Origin of the sequence: Flavobacterium xinjiangense, from assembly GCF_900142885.1 — a bacterium.
In the GTDB taxonomy this organism is placed as follows: Bacteria; Bacteroidota; Bacteroidia; order Flavobacteriales; family Flavobacteriaceae; genus Flavobacterium; species Flavobacterium xinjiangense.
On the sequence record NZ_FRCL01000010.1, the window covers coordinates 32,087 to 48,561 of the forward strand.

General features: G+C 32.3%; 18 protein-coding genes, 1 tRNA gene and 1 pseudogene. 11 read left to right on the forward strand and 9 right to left on the reverse strand.

What is annotated here, in order from left to right; genetic code table 11:
- Positions 1-107: 107 nt before the first annotated feature.
- Both BUC23_RS12240 and BUC23_RS12245 read left to right on the forward strand, forming a co-directional pair.
- Positions 108-1,259: a saccharopine dehydrogenase family protein gene (locus BUC23_RS12240; protein ID WP_073209844.1), complete on the forward strand. Its 1,152-nt coding sequence runs from the start codon at positions 108-110 to the stop codon at positions 1,257-1,259.
- A 119-nt stretch (positions 1,260-1,378) separates the two neighbouring features.
- Positions 1,379-2,128, forward strand: coding sequence for a GYF domain-containing protein (locus BUC23_RS12245; protein ID WP_073209846.1), 750 nt, complete (start codon positions 1,379-1,381; stop codon positions 2,126-2,128).
- A gap of 75 nt (positions 2,129-2,203) precedes the next feature.
- On the opposite strand, the gene BUC23_RS12250 is transcribed toward BUC23_RS12245, so the two are convergent.
- The 6 genes from BUC23_RS12250 to BUC23_RS17360 form a co-directional block, all read right to left on the reverse strand.
- The gene (locus tag BUC23_RS12250; protein WP_073209848.1) at positions 2,204-2,797 is read right to left on the reverse strand and encodes a 2OG-Fe(II) oxygenase; all 594 of its coding nucleotides are present in this window, start codon (positions 2,795-2,797) and stop codon (positions 2,204-2,206) included.
- 210 nt (positions 2,798-3,007) lie between these two features.
- Positions 3,008-4,471 (reverse strand): AAA family ATPase, encoded by a 1,464-nt coding sequence (locus tag BUC23_RS12255; protein ID WP_073209850.1) that lies wholly within the window; start codon positions 4,469-4,471, stop codon positions 3,008-3,010.
- A 37-nt stretch (positions 4,472-4,508) separates the two neighbouring features.
- A complete protein-coding gene (locus tag BUC23_RS12260; protein WP_073209852.1) occupies positions 4,509-5,627 on the reverse strand; it encodes a vWA domain-containing protein in 1,119 nt (372 codons plus the stop codon).
- A 105-nt stretch (positions 5,628-5,732) separates the two neighbouring features.
- Positions 5,733-6,116: a YchJ family protein gene (locus BUC23_RS12265; protein ID WP_073209855.1), complete on the reverse strand. Its 384-nt coding sequence runs from the start codon at positions 6,114-6,116 to the stop codon at positions 5,733-5,735.
- Between the two features lie 16 nt (positions 6,117-6,132).
- Positions 6,133-6,375, reverse strand: a complete 243-nt coding sequence (locus BUC23_RS12270) for a hypothetical protein (RefSeq protein ID WP_073209857.1) — start codon at positions 6,373-6,375, stop codon at positions 6,133-6,135.
- An 8-nt stretch (positions 6,376-6,383) separates the two neighbouring features.
- Entirely contained in the window at positions 6,384-6,539 is a 156-nt protein-coding gene (locus tag BUC23_RS17360; RefSeq protein WP_139259865.1) for a hypothetical protein, read from the reverse strand.
- A gap of 381 nt (positions 6,540-6,920) precedes the next feature.
- Here BUC23_RS17360 and BUC23_RS12275 point away from each other — a divergent pair, with 381 nt between their 5' ends.
- Both BUC23_RS12275 and BUC23_RS12280 read left to right on the forward strand, forming a co-directional pair.
- On the forward strand, positions 6,921-9,761 hold the full coding sequence (locus BUC23_RS12275; protein WP_073209859.1) for a PAS domain S-box protein: 2,841 nt from the start codon (positions 6,921-6,923) through the stop codon (positions 9,759-9,761).
- Positions 9,758-10,153, forward strand: coding sequence for a response regulator (locus tag BUC23_RS12280; RefSeq protein WP_073209862.1), 396 nt, complete (start codon positions 9,758-9,760; stop codon positions 10,151-10,153). The genes BUC23_RS12275 and BUC23_RS12280 overlap by 4 nt, the downstream gene beginning before the upstream one ends.
- A 73-nt stretch (positions 10,154-10,226) precedes the next feature.
- Here BUC23_RS12280 and BUC23_RS12285 read toward each other — a convergent pair whose 3' ends face one another.
- Positions 10,227-10,772 (reverse strand): hypothetical protein, encoded by a 546-nt coding sequence (locus BUC23_RS12285; protein ID WP_073209864.1) that lies wholly within the window; start codon positions 10,770-10,772, stop codon positions 10,227-10,229.
- Positions 10,773-10,864: 92 nt separating this feature from the next.
- On the opposite strand from BUC23_RS12285, the gene BUC23_RS12290 reads away from it, so the two are divergent.
- The 6 genes and pseudogenes from BUC23_RS12290 to BUC23_RS12315 all read left to right on the forward strand — a co-directional run bounded on the left by BUC23_RS12290 (position 10,865) and on the right by BUC23_RS12315 (position 13,888).
- On the forward strand, positions 10,865-11,113 hold the full coding sequence (locus BUC23_RS12290; RefSeq protein WP_073209866.1) for a hypothetical protein: 249 nt from the start codon (positions 10,865-10,867) through the stop codon (positions 11,111-11,113).
- 174 nt (positions 11,114-11,287) lie between these two features.
- Entirely contained in the window at positions 11,288-11,728 is a 441-nt protein-coding gene (locus BUC23_RS12295; RefSeq protein WP_073209867.1) for a KTSC domain-containing protein, read from the forward strand.
- Positions 11,729-11,895: 167 nt separating this feature from the next.
- Positions 11,896-12,141 (forward strand): hypothetical protein, encoded by a 246-nt coding sequence (locus BUC23_RS12300; protein WP_073209869.1) that lies wholly within the window; start codon positions 11,896-11,898, stop codon positions 12,139-12,141.
- Positions 12,142-12,461: 320 nt separating this feature from the next.
- Positions 12,462-13,229: a DUF4369 domain-containing protein gene (locus BUC23_RS12305; RefSeq protein WP_073209871.1), complete on the forward strand. Its 768-nt coding sequence runs from the start codon at positions 12,462-12,464 to the stop codon at positions 13,227-13,229.
- A gap of 18 nt (positions 13,230-13,247) precedes the next feature.
- A pseudogene (locus BUC23_RS17225) lies at positions 13,248-13,634 on the forward strand (TlpA family protein disulfide reductase); the annotation flags it as partial.
- 173 nt (positions 13,635-13,807) lie between these two features.
- A tRNA-Tyr gene (locus tag BUC23_RS12315) sits at positions 13,808-13,888 on the forward strand.
- A 191-nt stretch (positions 13,889-14,079) separates the two neighbouring features.
- On the opposite strand, the gene BUC23_RS12320 is transcribed toward BUC23_RS12315, so the two are convergent.
- Positions 14,080-14,769 (reverse strand): SIMPL domain-containing protein, encoded by a 690-nt coding sequence (locus BUC23_RS12320; protein ID WP_073209874.1) that lies wholly within the window; start codon positions 14,767-14,769, stop codon positions 14,080-14,082.
- Between the two features lie 54 nt (positions 14,770-14,823).
- Positions 14,824-15,462: a rhomboid family intramembrane serine protease gene (locus BUC23_RS12325; protein ID WP_073209876.1), complete on the reverse strand. Its 639-nt coding sequence runs from the start codon at positions 15,460-15,462 to the stop codon at positions 14,824-14,826.
- Positions 15,463-15,577: 115 nt separating this feature from the next.
- Here BUC23_RS12325 and BUC23_RS12330 point away from each other — a divergent pair, with 115 nt between their 5' ends.
- Entirely contained in the window at positions 15,578-16,447 is an 870-nt protein-coding gene (locus tag BUC23_RS12330) for a lysophospholipid acyltransferase family protein (RefSeq protein ID WP_073209877.1), read from the forward strand.
- Positions 16,448-16,475: the final 28 nt, after the last annotated feature.

The following is a 16,475-nucleotide window of genomic DNA, read 5'->3' on the forward strand; positions in this document are numbered from 1 at the left end:
ATAATTCTATTTAAATGAATTTATTATTGGTGTGCAAGATTTTTATAACCAACAGATTTCTTTAGTTTCTTAAATACTGAATAAAGAAAAAGCGGTATCTTTATTATATGAAAAAGCATTTCAATATTATTATTGCAGGAGCCGGAGGAATTGCCGAAGCCGTAGGTTTGATATTGATGGAATGGAGCGAAGTCACCCCTTCGCTTTTTATTGGTGACAGGACCCATTCGAAAGCTAAAAAAGTAGCTAATTGGATTCAAGAAGGAACAACTAAACCTTGTTTCATTAAGGATTTTCACCTTGATGAAACAGGCCTTACGGATGAAATGACAGCAATTTTTCGCCAAGGAGATATCATTCTGGACTGTCTACCGGGAAGCCAAGCACCAAGAATTGCTCAATTTGCCAAAGATTTTAATCTGCATTACGCTAACCTTACCGAATATGTTTCCGAAACAGAAGAAATAGTAGCTTTGGCAAAAAATACCAAAACCGGTTTTTTACTTCAGACAGGTCTAGCTCCTGGCTACATAGACTTATTGGCAAACGGGCTTTTTCAACAGTTTTGTTCTGATTTTAAAGTAGCCAAAGCGGATAAACTTGAGTTTAAAGTTGGCGCGCTTACCAAACATGCTGTTGCTCCGCATTATTATGGATTTACCTGGAGTCCAGTGGGTGTTGCTACCGAATATCTCGAAGATACCATTGTGCTAAGAAACTTTATAAAAACTACCCTGCCATCCTTATCAGAAAGAAAAACGATTATTATTGACGGCATAACTTACGAAGAAGACCTTACTTCAGGTGGCGCAGCAGATTTGGCTGATGCATTATCCGGAAAGGTATGCTCGCTCGATTATAAAACCCTCCGCCATCCTGGGCATTACGATTGGGTACAGCAGCAACTTTTAAATTTGGTAAATTTAGATAATTCCATTATCGATTTACAGCAAAAAATGGAAGCAATAATACCTCATATCGAAGACGACCAAATTATTTTATATGCCGCGGTAGAAGGAAAAGATGCGGATGGAATTTTACGCCGGCGAGAAATCTCCCAATGCATACTTCCTCAAAAAGTAGGAAAGCACCAATTAAGAGCCATACAAACCACCACGGCTGCTCCTTTAGCGCAAGCTGCTCAGCTATTGCTCGAAAATCCTCATAGTGGTGCTATTCTGCAAAGCCACATTGACCCAATAGCATTTTTAAACGGAAATTACATTGCCAGGGTCTACGGGAAAATGAAAACTTCATAAACTACTAATGAGTAAATCGAAATAAATATTCAAATAAAAACTTTTAAAGAAAAAAGCGATTTGTTTTGTACTTTTGAATATTTAAAGCAGTAAATCTACAAATACATAAGTGTCAGTAAATGAATACCTACTACATACATAACGGAAATGAAAGTACAGGTCCATTTGGGCTAGACGAACTAAGAAGTAAAAAAATTACTAAAACTACTCCTGTCTGGTGCCAAGGAATGGAAGACTGGAAATACGCAGAAGAGGTGATGGAATTGAAAACTATTTTAATGATAGTTCCTCCGCCTTTAAAACCTATCACTACGCCTACCCAAACGACAAAAGCTATAGACAAAGAACTTAATCCCAAAATTTTAGGAATTAAGAAAGATGTCTTTTTTCCGGTTTTAATTGTTTTAGTTTTAATAATTGGAACAGTAAGTTTTAATCTTTTTGAAGAAAATAGAAAAAATGTATTAGAGCAAAAAAATACGGTTACGGAAAGAAACAATCAACAATTTCTGATACAACAAAGAGAAATAGAGGAACAAAAAATTCGTATCGCAGAACAAGAACGCAAAGAATTAGAAAGGCTTACAACCGAAAGAAAGCAACAAATAAGTAGTCGGCTTTTAGATATTCAAAAACAGCTACTTGATGATATTAGAAATCTGGAAGAGGCAAAAAATAAGTTAGTTGAAGCAAACGATTTTGAATTTTTGAGAACAACCGACGAAAAAAGTGAAGAAATAAGCTTAATCCAAAGAGATATTGAACATTGGATAACTGAAATTGATAAACTTAGAAAAGAAAAAGATCAAATATATTTAGAACTGGAAAAAATACAGCCAAAAGTTAGTGGAGTTACCGACGTAAATTAGTTGGTGATTTTAATTAATTAGTGTTTTCTTAATATTAGAGAGCAATAAAAGTAGTATTCGTAAGCAATAAAGAAATCAATCACACTTCAACCACCCTGTGATACTCATTCGGGTATTTTGGGTTACCAAAACCTCATGCACCAATTCGTCACTCTTGAAAAAAACGGTTTTACCTTGAGTAGGTGAAATTTTTTGATTATTATTTATTTGATGAATTAACAACTCTCCGCCATCACTTTCCTGCCAATCACTATTCAAATAACTAATCATGGAGTACTTTCGACTTGGGTTGTTTTTGAACTGATCCAAATGCTTTAGATAAAAATCGCCTTTTTCATACAAGGAATAATGAAACTCATATCCGGTAATACCAGTATAACAACTTAAATTTAAATAGGTTATAAAAGCTTCGATTTGAGTAAAAAATTCGTTTTCGAAGGCATTATTATGCTTTTTATCCAACCAATAAATAGAATCACTTCGCACCGCACTATCGTAAGAAATAGATTCTGAGTTACCTGTTCCTGCTTCTATCAACAAACTCTGTTGGTTTAAGGCAAGTAAATTTTGCTTTAAGCTATTCGCCAAAGCGTCACTTAAAAAATGTTCGGATATACCCACACTATTTTCAATATAAGAGGCTATTAAATCCTCAAAGCTGTTTTCCATGTCTTTTTTGTTAACTGCAAATACAGCCAACGGGACAAGGTAGACTAAATAAAATCGTTACTGGCTCATTATGAAATAAATAAAAATTTAAAGTGCAAAATCGTTCATATAAAGTAAAACACAATGACAATTATAAACATATTAGTCATTTAAGAAACTACTAAATTATAATTCCTTAAATGACTTACATGGTTTAAACCTTTTAGGTATTTACAACTTACTGATATAACTTCCGTAGATATCTTTAAATTGATAACCATCAGCAAAGCGATCTTTACTAAGTTTTTTATATTCTACCAATCCCCAAAGTATGAATTCTTTCATGAAAAACTTATCTTCTTTTTCTAATTCCGGTTGGTATTTCTTGATTAAAATTTCTAAGGGAACAATACTTCCTAAAATTCTTTGATACTCTTCATCTGAACAATCATCCAATAATTCAAAACCGCTTTCTGCAAAAAACCATTCGATGATATCCGTATAAGGTGTTTTCTCGTCTTGTTTTTCCAGTTTTTCAATTTTTGGAAAATAGGCAGGAAAAAAAGTATGAATGGCATCACCCAATAAATGTTGAGCCACTAAGGCTGCACCCTCCTGCTCTCCTTCATAAACTAATTCTACTTTACCTGTAATTGCTGGAATAATTCCCATAAAATCAGATAATCGTAAAGTCGTTTTATCCTCTCCTGATTTCAACGCTCTTCTTTCTGCAGTGCTTAATAAATTTTCTAGAGCAGTGATACTCAATCTTGCACTCACACCGCTTTTATTATCAATGTACTCGCTTTCTCTGGCTTCAAAACTAATTTGTTCCAATAAATCTCTCGCTAATGAAGGAACATAAACCATATCACTTTGGCTAACATCCAGTTTAGCTTCCTGCTCTGTAATTGTTCTGGCAATTTTTATAGTATCAGGGTAATGCGTTAAGATTTGAGAGCCAATTCTGTCTTTCAATGGTGTAACAATACTTCCACGATTAGTATAGTCCTCCGGATTTGCAGTAAAAACAAACTGCATATCTAGTGGCATTCTTAATTTGAAACCTCGAATCTGGATATCACCTTCTTGCAATATATTGAACAATGCTACTTGAATTCGAGCCTGTAAATCTGGTAATTCATTGATTACAAAAATACAACGATTAGCACGCGGAATCATTCCAAAATGTATTACACGATCATCAGCATAAGAAAGCTTTAAATTCGCTGCTTTTATTGGATCTACATCACCTATTAAATCTGCAACTGTAACATCTGGCGTGGCTAATTTTTCGAAAAAACGATCGTTTCGGTGCAACCAAGAAATTGGAGTTTCATCTCCCTTGATTTCAATTATATCTTTGGCAAAACGTGAAATGGGTTGCAAAGGATCATCATTAATTTCCGAACCAGTCACAAAAGGAATGTATTCATCTAATAATTCAATCATTTTGCGTGCCAGTCTCGTTTTGGCTTGACCACGAAGACCTAATAAATTAATATTGTGACGCGATAAGATTGCACGTTCTAATTCGGGAATTACGGTATTCTCAAAACCGTGTACTCCTTCAAAAGTGGGTTTTCCTAATTTAATTTTTTCTCTAAGGTTGGTACGCAGCTCATCCTTGATACTTTTGCCTTTATAACCTGATTCTTTTAATTCTCCTAGTGTTTTTATATTTTCTATTTTCATGTGATTGTCTTTCGTCTTGTTTCTTTTCTTTAATCCTTTATTTTATTCTTTTTTTACGATTTGTTTCATAATCTTCAAAAATCATTTCTCCTAAACCTTTCAACCCGGTATAGAATGCTTTTCCTTGGTTAGCTTCCGTAAATCGATTGACAAACTGTTGTAAATACGGATCATTAGCAATCATGAAAGTGGTGATGGGAATGTGCAATTTTCGGGCCTGCTGCGCCTGACTGTAGCATTTATCCACAATATATTCGTCAAGTCCATTGCTGTTCATATAATACGAACCGTCTTTTTCACGAACACAACTTGGTTTACCATCTGTAATCATGAAAATTTGCTTGTTGGTATTTCGTTTCCTGCGGAGAATATCCATGGCCAGTTGTAAACCCGCAACCGTATTGGTGTGAAAAGGTCCTACTTTCAAATAGGGCAAGTCTTTGATTGCAATCGTCCAAGCATCATTTCCAAAAACCAGAATATCTAAAGTGTCTTTTGGATAACGCGTCGTAATCAATTCAGCCAGAGCCATTGCCACTTTTTTAGCAGGTGTGATTCGGTCTTCACCGTATAAAATCATACTGTGACTGATGTCAATCATCAAAACGGTACTCATTTGGGATTTGAATTGGGTTTCTTCGACGACCAAATCGTTTTCAGTGAGCATAAAACTTTCTACTCCATTATTGATTTGGGCATTGCGTAAACTTTCGGTTAACGAAATCCTTTCTAGTCCATCACCAAAATGAAACTCTCGAAATTCCCCCGTATGTTCATCTCCATTTCCAGAATGTTTTGTTTTGTGATTGCCACTTCCAGATCGCTTTAAGTTCCCAAAAATGTTATCTAAAGCTTGTTGCCGAATGGCCCGTTCGGTTTTTGAAGTGATTATAATTCCTGAAGTACCATCTTCTTTGAGTTCATCACGGATGTACCCTTTTTTCTTTAAATCTTCGATGAAATCATCAATGGTATAATGTTCATCAGTCAGTTTATACTCCTTGTCTAATTCTCGCAACCAATCAATCGCTTCATCAAAATCTCCTGAAGTATGTGTGATTAATTCTTTGAAAATACCAAAGAGCTTATCAAAGGGAGACTGAAATGGGGCTTCGTATTGCTTGAAATAAAAACCTTTTTTATTATCATTTTTCATAGACAATAAAATTACATTAATAAAAAATGTACTCTGTACAAACGTTTATTAATTTTTAGTTAAAAACAGTAAGCCAATATTAAGCCGGTTTTTATAAAATAAAAATTAATTAAAAAATTTCCCATCGACATAAAACCAACTACCGTTTTCGAATATGAAAGCAGAAAATTCGTGATGGATTTGTTTTTGAAGGTTTGTATCCAAAAAATAGGCTTTGAATTCAACCGTTTTCGCTGTAGCGTTGATAATTTCTAATTTAAGCCATTGATTACTGCTAGCCCAATTTAGAATTTCGGATTTAGAGTGGTATTTCCTTTTAGAAAAATGAGTTGTAGCCACTAAATATTCAGCGTGAAGTGTGGCATAAGCGGAATAACGAGATTGCATTAAGGATAAAGCCGTTGGGGCTTTTTGATCTCCTAATATAAAAAGTTCACAACATTCCTCAAAAGTTTTTGAGGAACCGCAATAGCATTTTTTTTCAATCATTTTTCAATGAAAATTTTTAATTTGAACCTGTAACTTGTCCGTCAAGCCCAACAATTTTTTGATGCAATTGATTTAATAATACTTGATAGCGACTTATTTCCATTAGGTCTTCATCGTCTTCAGAAAAATCAAGCAATTCGTCCAGTTCCTCACTCACTTCAACTAATTTATTGCTGGCTTCTCGCGCATTCTTTTCGGCGATAAAATCAATTATTTCCTGCACATTACTTTTTATTGCGTCAAATTTATCTTTTTGCATACTAGTATTTATTGATTACTCTCGGAAGAATTAGTTTCGTTAAACTTCTTTACAATTTGCTTTAATTTTTCTTTACGATCTCGCTCAGCTTGCTTTGCTTTGTCCTGCGCTTTATGCAGTTTATCGTTGTGTTTCTTGATATTCCCTTCATTATTTCTACTCATTTCCTTTACTCTTAATTATCACAAATCAATTATTTGATTCAAAACTTGTGCAAAGTTCGGGTTATTTATTCAAATTTAGATTGTTTTTGTCTTGATTATCGATTGGATTCAAGATTCACTCAGACTAATTAGCAACTTTCTAAACGCAAAAAAATAATAAAAATAAGATATTACTTATAGAAAAATCAAACTTTATTGCGAAAATTAAATCCGAAATTTAAATAGCGTTGATAAACTATTATGTATTAATACAGTATGGACTACTCCAGTAGTGTCAGAAAATTTCTTTGCAATCAATTAGCGACTTGTGCTAATTAATTATTTTTTTTTTATATTTAGCCATTAGTAAAAAAAAAGTCTCAAAGCCGATCAAATTATCCTATGATATTAGAAAAAAAATGGACAAAGTTTATTTCGTGGTTTTTAAATAAACCAAAAACTACAGGTCTGCTTGTGTTCCTTTTTTTAAGCCTAGTTGTTGGCTATATTGTTTATCAACAATATCGAATAGTTAAAGAAGATGAGCACACGGAAATGAATAACACGCTACAAAGCGTTCATCAAAATATAGAACAATCCCTAAGAAACTGCTATACTACTACATTAACTTTAGCATTAACTATAAATGACAAAGGTGATCCAGAAAATTTTGATGCTATTGGAAAAAAACTATTAGAATCCAATCATAGTATTTCTGCCGTTCAACTAGTGCCAAAAGGAGTGATCAAATATGTTTATCCAATGAAAGGGAATGAGGCTGCGATGAACTTAAATATTTTAGCTCCTCCTTATCTTAAGGAAGCACTAAAATCGATTGCAACTCAAAAAATGTATTTTGCTGGTCCTTTACAATTAAAACAGGGAGGTGTTGGAATTGTTGGACGTTTCCCTGTTTTTCATAATAACGTTTTTTGGGGATTTTCTGCTGTAGTCATTAAATTGAATCATTTATTAGAATATTCAGGCATTAATAATGTTGATGGATCAAAATATTATTTTCAGATATCCAAAAAAAATCCAGTTACCCTACAAGAAGTTTTTTATTTACGCAATACAAGTAATTTTTCTAAAAAATATCACATTTCTGCATCTATTCCTGATGGAGAATGGAAATTATACCTAATTTCTAAACATCAGAATTACCTATACTACCAAATTTTAATTCCAGGAATTTTAGGTCTTATTTTTGCAGCAGCTTTTGGTTTCACTATAACTTCTCTTTTAAGAATGCCTAAAGAATTACAGCTTTTAGTTCATAACCAGGCAACGAAACTTTTGAATAGTGAAATAAAATACAAGTCGATTTTTGATCAGGCCGCAGTAGGAATTGCTTATGTCGATTCATACACCGGTAATTTTCTCGAAGTCAACAAGCAAAATTGTATCCTACTTGGGTACTCTGAACAGGAAATGAAAGAGCGAAATTTTCAATCCGTAACGCATCCTGATGATCTAGAAGAGGATTTGATGAATATGGAAAAACTAAAAGAAGGGAAAATCCGAAAATATGCAATGGAAAAGCGATACATCACGAAAAAAAATGATGTTATCTGGGCAAAACTAACTGTTTCACCACTTTGGGATATTGGTGAGAAACCCACAACCCACATTGCAATTATCGAAGACATTTCATTAAAAAAAGAAGCAGAGGAATTAATTGAAAAAAGTGAGATCCGATTCAAGAGCTTATTTGATGATTCACCCTTACCATTGCGAGAAGAAGATTTTTCGGAAGTAAAAATATATCTGGAAGAATTAAATTTGCTGGGAAAGAAAGAAGATGAAATCACACATTTTTTATCTAACAATCCCGCTGTATTAAACAAATTGAATTCACTTATTAAAATTATAGATGTGAATCATGCCTGTTTAAAACTTTTCAACGTTAAAAGTAAAGCAGAATTGATTGAAAATAGCAGTGTATTATTTGAGTTTAATTGCAAATATGAATTCATAAAGCAATTAGTTGCAATCAGTCAAGGTGAAAAACAATTTATTAACGATACCAAAATTAAAAATATAAATGGTGAGTTTCGTGATATAAATTTAAGGTGGAATATAATACGAGGCTATCGAAAAACACTTGCGAGAATTATTGTTTCTACTGAAGACATTACAGAGCGAAAAGCAAGTGAGAAACTTATTTCGGATACCCAAATTCGAACTGAATCTTTAATCAATACAATAGACGGAATTGTTTGGGAATGTAAAATTAAAGACCTTGCCTTCTCTTTTATTAGTCAAAAAGTCGAAAAAATATTAGGTTATACTCCCGAAGAATGGTTGGCAAGTGATACGTTTTGGCTAGATCATATTTATGAAGAAGACAAGCAATGGACAGTAGATTTTTGTGCTTCTAAGACCATGCAAAATTTACATCACGATTTTGAGTACCGAATGGTTGCTAAAAACGGCTCGATCGTTTGGCTGAGAGATATAGTAAATATTGTTTTCGAAAATGGAGAAGCAGTAAGTTTACGAGGTATTATGATTGACATTACAAAAACTAAAACAGCCGAAAAAGAATTAAATGATTCTTTCAATTTAGTTACTGAGCAAAATAAAAGACTTCTTAATTTCTCTTATATCGTTTCTCATAATTTAAGATCACATACGAGCAATATTTCTTCAATTATGGATATAATTGAAATCTCGGAATCAGAAGAAGAAAGGAATGAAATGATCCAGTTATTGAAATCTATTTCTAATTCCTTGAATGAAACCATGCTTCACTTAAACGAGGTCATCAATATTAGAACTAATATAGGTTTAGTATCAGAATCCTTAAATCTAAAACAATATATAGATACGGCGCAAAGGGTCCTAACCGAGCAAATAACACTAAATGATGTTGCAATTACCTCTGTGATACCGCACGACGTCATGGTAAATTATAATCCGGCGTATCTGGAAAGTATACTTTATAATGTTATCTCTAATTCAATTAGATACAGGCATCCGGAACGAAAACCAGCAATTTCAATAAAATGGTTTTTAGAAAAGGAGTTAAATGTATTACAAATTTCAGATAATGGAGTTGGAATAGATCTTGTTAAAAATGCGGATAAAATTTTTGGAATGTACAAAACATTCAGTAATAATGCTGATTCAAAAGGAATTGGACTATTTATTACAAAAAATCAAATTGATGCCATGGGAGGCAATATAACTGTAGAAAGCGAACCTAATATTGGGACTACATTTAAAATTTATATTCAATGAGAAAAAAAACAATATGGGTAATAGACGACGATACTATATATCAAATTATAGTCAATAAAATTATTCAAAAATCTGAAATGTTCTCTACCGCAACTTCTTTTAAAAACGGTAAAGAAGCGATAGATGCTTTAACTCATTTAGCAAAGCAGGATGAATTGCTACCAGATATAATATTATTGGATATTAATATGCCCATAATGGATGGATGGGAATTTATGGAAGAAATGACAATTTTGAAGCCTTCAATGACCAAAAAAATGATTGTTTATGTCGTAAGTTCTTCCATTGCTATAGAAGACAAAAACAAATCGAAAATGTATCCAGATATATTAGGATATTTATCTAAACCTGTAAACATAAACGATTTAACTTTAATTGCCTCAAACGATTAAAGTACCTTAATAAATTTTGGGAATTGTTGATTTTAATCCTTAATGACATAAATCTGTCATTAAGGATTAAAAGCTAAACGATTTCTCTTTTTATCTCTTCCAAAGTTTTACGGGTAAATATTAATTCGTCGATAATTTTTTTTCGCAAAATGTTCAAATCATCATATTCAAAATACTTTGCCCATGATGTCAACGCAAAGAGATTCCTAATTTGTTTGATTCTTTTTGTGGTTTCAAAACTTGTGCGAAGAATGGCTTTATTATCATAATTCGGATTGTTTTTATGCTGATAATTGACAGTCTGTTTCAAATAATTTGCTTCTAAATAATACAACTCATCCACTGGATTATCATGATAAAAATTCTCCCAAGGAGCAAAACCTAATTTAATTTTAGATTCTGATTCTGGCTCCAGTGGCTCCAATCGCCATTTGCTATTAGCTAACCGGCCCCAATGATTTGACAACCGATACATTCCTGATTTAGAATAATAATAACTGCTCCCTGCTTTACTTTGGTACTGAACTACCAATCCTTTGAGGCTACTCAATGACACTTCCTGAAACACACAAAAGGTATTTTTGAATGAATTGGGATTTGGACGAAATATTTTTTCCATAAAACAAAGGTAATCAGAAAGTCTAAAATAGAGCAAGACAAATAATATTTGATTAACTTTGCAAACTAGAATTTCAATAAATAAAATAGATCATGACCAAAGCTGCAGACGAAAAGATGTTACAAAAAGGTGTATATACCGGAATAATTGAAAAAGATGAAAACAACAATTTTTTTTGTGGTGTATATCTTTTAGATTACAAAATGGTTCAGGCTAAACATACTGTTGGAGATTGGATTACAATAAAATCCATAATCGAAAATCCAAGTGATATTAGTTATAATAAATATCAGAAAAAGTCAAAAAACTTTGACAAAGCAAATAATAAGCCACAGCAATAAAAATCGTTGAACCTTATTTTCAAATAAAATACCTAAATATTGGTCACTTTTTTTTGAAAATTTTTTAGTCATAAACTAAAAAGTTAAAAAAAAGTGTACCTTTGCAAAAAATTTGTCGATTTTGAAATCAAATTATATTGATTTTATATTAAAAGACAAGTAGTTACCATATTTATGAAAAAAATAGTTGAATACCGCAAACTACTAAATGTAGACAAAACCGCTGAGCTTAAAGATTTGAAAACGATTTATCGTAATGCTATGAAAGAAGCACATCCTGACAAATTTTCAGGAGATGAAGCTGGATTAAAAGTTGCTGAAGAAAATAGTAAAAAAATTATTGAAGCTTATCATTTCTTAGTAAGTATCAATCCGGAAACTCTTAAACAAAACTTACCAGAATATACTGAAACTATTGCTACTGCAACAATTTCAGATTATAAGTTTGTTGAAGGTCGATTGATCATCAATTTTTCAAATGGTAGCGTTTACGAGTATATTAGTGTACCAAAAGCAACTTATGTGAAAATGGTCAATGCAGATTCTCCTGGAAGATTTGCAAAAAGACATATTCTTAATTCTTTTACTTGGAGAAAAACGATAAACCAAGATTAATTTTTTAAGATAAAATATCCAAAGCACCCTATAAACGGGTGCTTTTTTATTTTAATACAGTTTTATTTTTTGTTTTCAAAAAATCTTTCAAAAAACAAGCTTGTGTAATAAACTTATATTTAATAATTTAGCAACTCCAAGTAAATATAAACCTACAAAATAAAATAATGAAAGATCCTTGCGAAATATTTAAGTCCCAACGCAAAAAAGCACAAGAAACGTTGGACATATTGCAGCTACAAAAATCTCAAATAGAATTAGATCTTGAATTGAATCCTATATCTGCTGATCTAAACAAAAAATTAAGACAAATCAATTTAGACATTAAGATTACCGTTAATGAATTAGAACATGCCGACAATAGCAATGCTACATGTGAAATTAATCATCCTACTCCAATAAGGAACAACTAATTATACTTCTAAATTACATCCAGTCTGTAACCTTTTCCATTACTCGAAGGTATGATTATGTTGTTACTACTAATTATTTTAATTGAAATTAAGTAAAACCACTACTAATCAAATAGTTACAGTATCGCGTTTTTTTAAAAATAGAAATCAAAAAAATTTACAAATTTGATTTAGTATAATAACTCCAATTATTTCGCTTTTAGCAACCCGAAAAGCTTATTAAGAATAAAAAACTATAACAAAAATTTAAGTGCTAAAGTTATAGATAATTTATTTTTTTAAATACTTTTGCTGACTTAACTTAATTAACTAAATAAATAATGAAAAAAATAATTTTATTACTTTCTGCTGTTGTGATCTTGACTTCTTGTACTAAAGATAAATATACCATCTCAGGTACTGCAACAGGATTTGAAAATGGAAAAACAGTGATCATGGAAACCCAAAATGAAAATGGTATGGGAATGATTGCTATTGATACTGTAAAAATTGAAAATGGTAAATTTGAAATTAAAGGAAAAGCTTTAGAGCCTTCTTTTCATACATTACAAATTGAAGGAACACAAGAAAAAATTCCTTTCATTTTAGAAAATGGAGATATTACAATTGTAGTAAATAAAGATACTCTTCAAAAATCAAAAGTTTCGGGTACATACAACAATGATGAATATGTAACTTTCAACAAGGAAATCACCCAAGTTCAAAAGAAGTTAATGGATTTCCAAACGAAAAACATGCAAGCAATGAATGCTGCACAGCAAGCTAAAGATACTGTTGTAATCAATGGTTTGATGAAAGATTTTGCTAAAATCCAGCAAGAAGTTGGTGAAGCTTCAAAAGCTAAATATGTTGCTTATGCTGAAACTCACCCAAAATCATTTATTTCTGTTTTAATTATTCAAGGAATGTTGAATGATCCAAGCGCTGATTCTAAAAAATCTGAAAAAATGTACAATGGCTTAGAGGAGTCTCTAAAAAACACGAAGCCAGGTAAAGCAGTAAAAGCAAAACTTGCTGAAATGAAATCACCTTCTGTTGGAACTACTCCTCCAGCGCCGGCTCCAGCTCCAGCAGCTGAAGCTAAATGAAGAGCAGATTTTTCTGGTCCTAATCCTGAAGGGAAAATAATTTCTCTGAAAGAATGTTTAGGAAAAGTTACAATCGTTGATTTTTGGGCTTCTTGGTGTGGACCATGTAGAGCAGAAAATCCAAATGTTGTAGAAATTTATAAAGACCTGCATTCAAAAGGTCTTAATATGGTTGGAGTGTCTTTAGATAAAGATGCTAAAGCTTGGAAAGAAGCAATCGTAAAAGATAAATTGACTTGGAACCATGTTTCAAATTTAAAATTTTGGGACGAGCCTATTGCCAAACAATATAAAGTAGAATCTATTCCAGCCACTTTTATTCTTGATGCTTCAGGAAATGTAGTTGCAAAAGATCTAAGAGGTGAAGAATTAAGAGCGAAAATTATAGAGCTTTTAGCTAAATAAGCTCAATTATTAGAATAAACTAAAAAATCTCCCTAGTGGAGATTTTTTTATTTTATTCAATACCAATGCTTTAAAAATAATACTAAAATTAAGTGTAAATATAGTTTGGAAACTTCAAAACAGTTTCTATATTTGCACCCGGTTAGCACAATAAGCAATGCTTGTTGAGTCTTGGGGAGATACTCAAGCGGCCAACGAGGGCAGACTGTAAATCTGCTGTGTAAACTTCGCAGGTTCGAATCCTGCTCTCCCCACTAAAACGTTTCAAGCAATTGAAACGTTTTTTTATATAAAAATTTGTGGGCTCTCCAACCCCCAAGTAAAGGGATATTGGAATGCTATCTCCACTAAAATGTTTAATGTTTTATTTCGTGAAAATAAATTCAAAAAAATCCCATCTCCTTTTTCAAAGAGATGGGATTTATATATTTCTAAATGCCTTTTATTACTCCAAAATGAAACTTACACTGACATTAGCAGTAATATTGATTTCTCCTACTGCCAGCGTTTCTCTTGGAGCTTTAGTATCGCTCATTTCCATTGATTTCATGGCCATATACACCGGTTGTGGATAATAAGTCTGTGAATTGTCAGATATCGTCATAGCGCGCCCTACTTTTTGTCCCAGAACAGAAACATAATCCTCCGCTTTCAATTTTGCCTCTTTCATCGCTAATTTTCTAGCTTCAGACTGGTATTGGGCCAGCTTTGATGATTGAAAGGTTACATTATCAATTCTATTAATTCCCTGGTCAACTAAACCATCCATTAATTCATCATATTTTGATAAATCTTTTAGCAAAATCTCCACAGTTTGAGTTGCATTATAGCTATGTTTCTTTTTTTCATAATCGTATTGCGGATTCAAAGAAACACGTTGGGTCTTGTAATCTGCAGGATCCAAATTCATTTTTTTAATAAATCTTAAAACGGCTTCCATTTTTTGATCATTGTCTTTTTTAACGTCTTTAGCGTTATTCCCTTTGGTTTCAATAGTTGCAAGTATAGTCGCCTGATCTGGAACAACCTTTACTTTACCTTCCCCATTTACATTTATTTGCGGAATTTGTTTAATTTCTTGACCATAGGATACAGTCAGAAATAGAATCGATAGAATTAGTAACGCTTTTTTCATCTTAATGTAGTTTAATTATTTGTTGTAATATTCTTTCAAAAGTTGTGCCATTCCTTATAGTTTACCCATTTTTTCCATAACGAAAAGAATAACGATAGGAATAGCTAATAAAACCACCATTAAGGTATGATCTACGAACAATTGAGGGTCTTTTATTAAAGTAATCACATAACCTCCAATAGCACCTCCAAAATGAGCTGTGTGACCAATATTATCATTTTTAGCTTTCATCCCATAAATGGAATACATTAAATAAAGAATTCCAAAAAGATACGCCGGGATAGGAATAACGAAAAATATACCCAACATCATATCTGGCTGCAAAAGTATAGCCGAATATAAAACACCGGTAACAGCACCTGATGCCCCTACGGCTCTATAACTGTAATCGTTTTTATGCAACAGCATCGTCAATAAGCTTCCAAAAATCAAACTCCCGATATAAATCAAAGCAAAAGAGAAATCTCCCAAATACTCAATAACAACAGGCGCAAAAAAATATAGCGTTAACATATTAAAAATCAAATGTGGAAAATCAGCATGAAGAAATCCAGACGAAAACATTCGGATTTGTTCTCCGGCTCGGATACTGCCTACATGAAACTCATATTTTCTAAAAAAAGAAAGGTCATTAAACCCTTTGTAACTCATCAATACATTAGCAACTATTATTCCTATTAAAATGGCATTCATAAAGTATATTTATTTTGAGTTGTAAATGTAGTGATTCTCCTAGATCTCACTAGTAAGTGTTCAAAACTTATATCGATATTCCTTTTTGCCGTATATTTGCATAAAAAATTACTGAATGCAATTTCTTATATTTATAATAGCTTATCCATTTCTATGGATGATTTCTATTCTTCCTTTTCGCATTTTTTATTGGTTATCTGACTTCGTCTATTTTATAGTCTATTACATCATTGGTTACCGAAAGAAAACCGTTAGAGCAAACTTAGCCTTGGCATTACCTCATCTTAATGATGAAGAACGTCTTGTCATCGAGAAAAAATCCTATAAGCATTTATGCGATATGTTCATGGAAATGATAAAAACCATGACCATTTCGTCTGAAGAAATGAACAAAAGATTCGTAATAACAAATTTGGAGGTCATTAAGGACTATGAGAAAAAAGGAAAAAGCATCATGCTAATAGCCTCTCATTATGCAAGTTGGGAATGGCTGATTACACTGAACCAAAAATTATCGTTTCAAGGTGTAGGTGTATATAAACAATTAGCCAATAAATATTTTGATAAACTCGTGAGAGACATTCGATCAAAATACAACACGGAATTAGTTCCAACCTATAAAACAATTCCATTTATTTCTAATAATCAAAAAAATGGCATTCATTGTGTATATGGATTAGCCAGTGATCAATCTCCGAAAGCAGACCGGATATTTCATTGGGATAGTTTTATGGGTGTCGAAGTGCCTGTTCATACCGGTCCTGAAATGTTATCCAAAAAATATGATATGACCGTTGTTTTTGCCAAAGTAAAAAAGGTAAAAAGAGGGTATTACGAACTTACCATAATTCCTATTAGTGACAATCCAAATTCAGTTCCCGACTTTGGGATTACTCATATCTTTATAAAAGAAGTAGAAAAACAAATATACGAAGCTCCTGAATATTATTTTTGGACGCATAAAAGATGGAAACACAGAAGGTAGTAGTCAGTTTATAGTATTCAGTTACAGT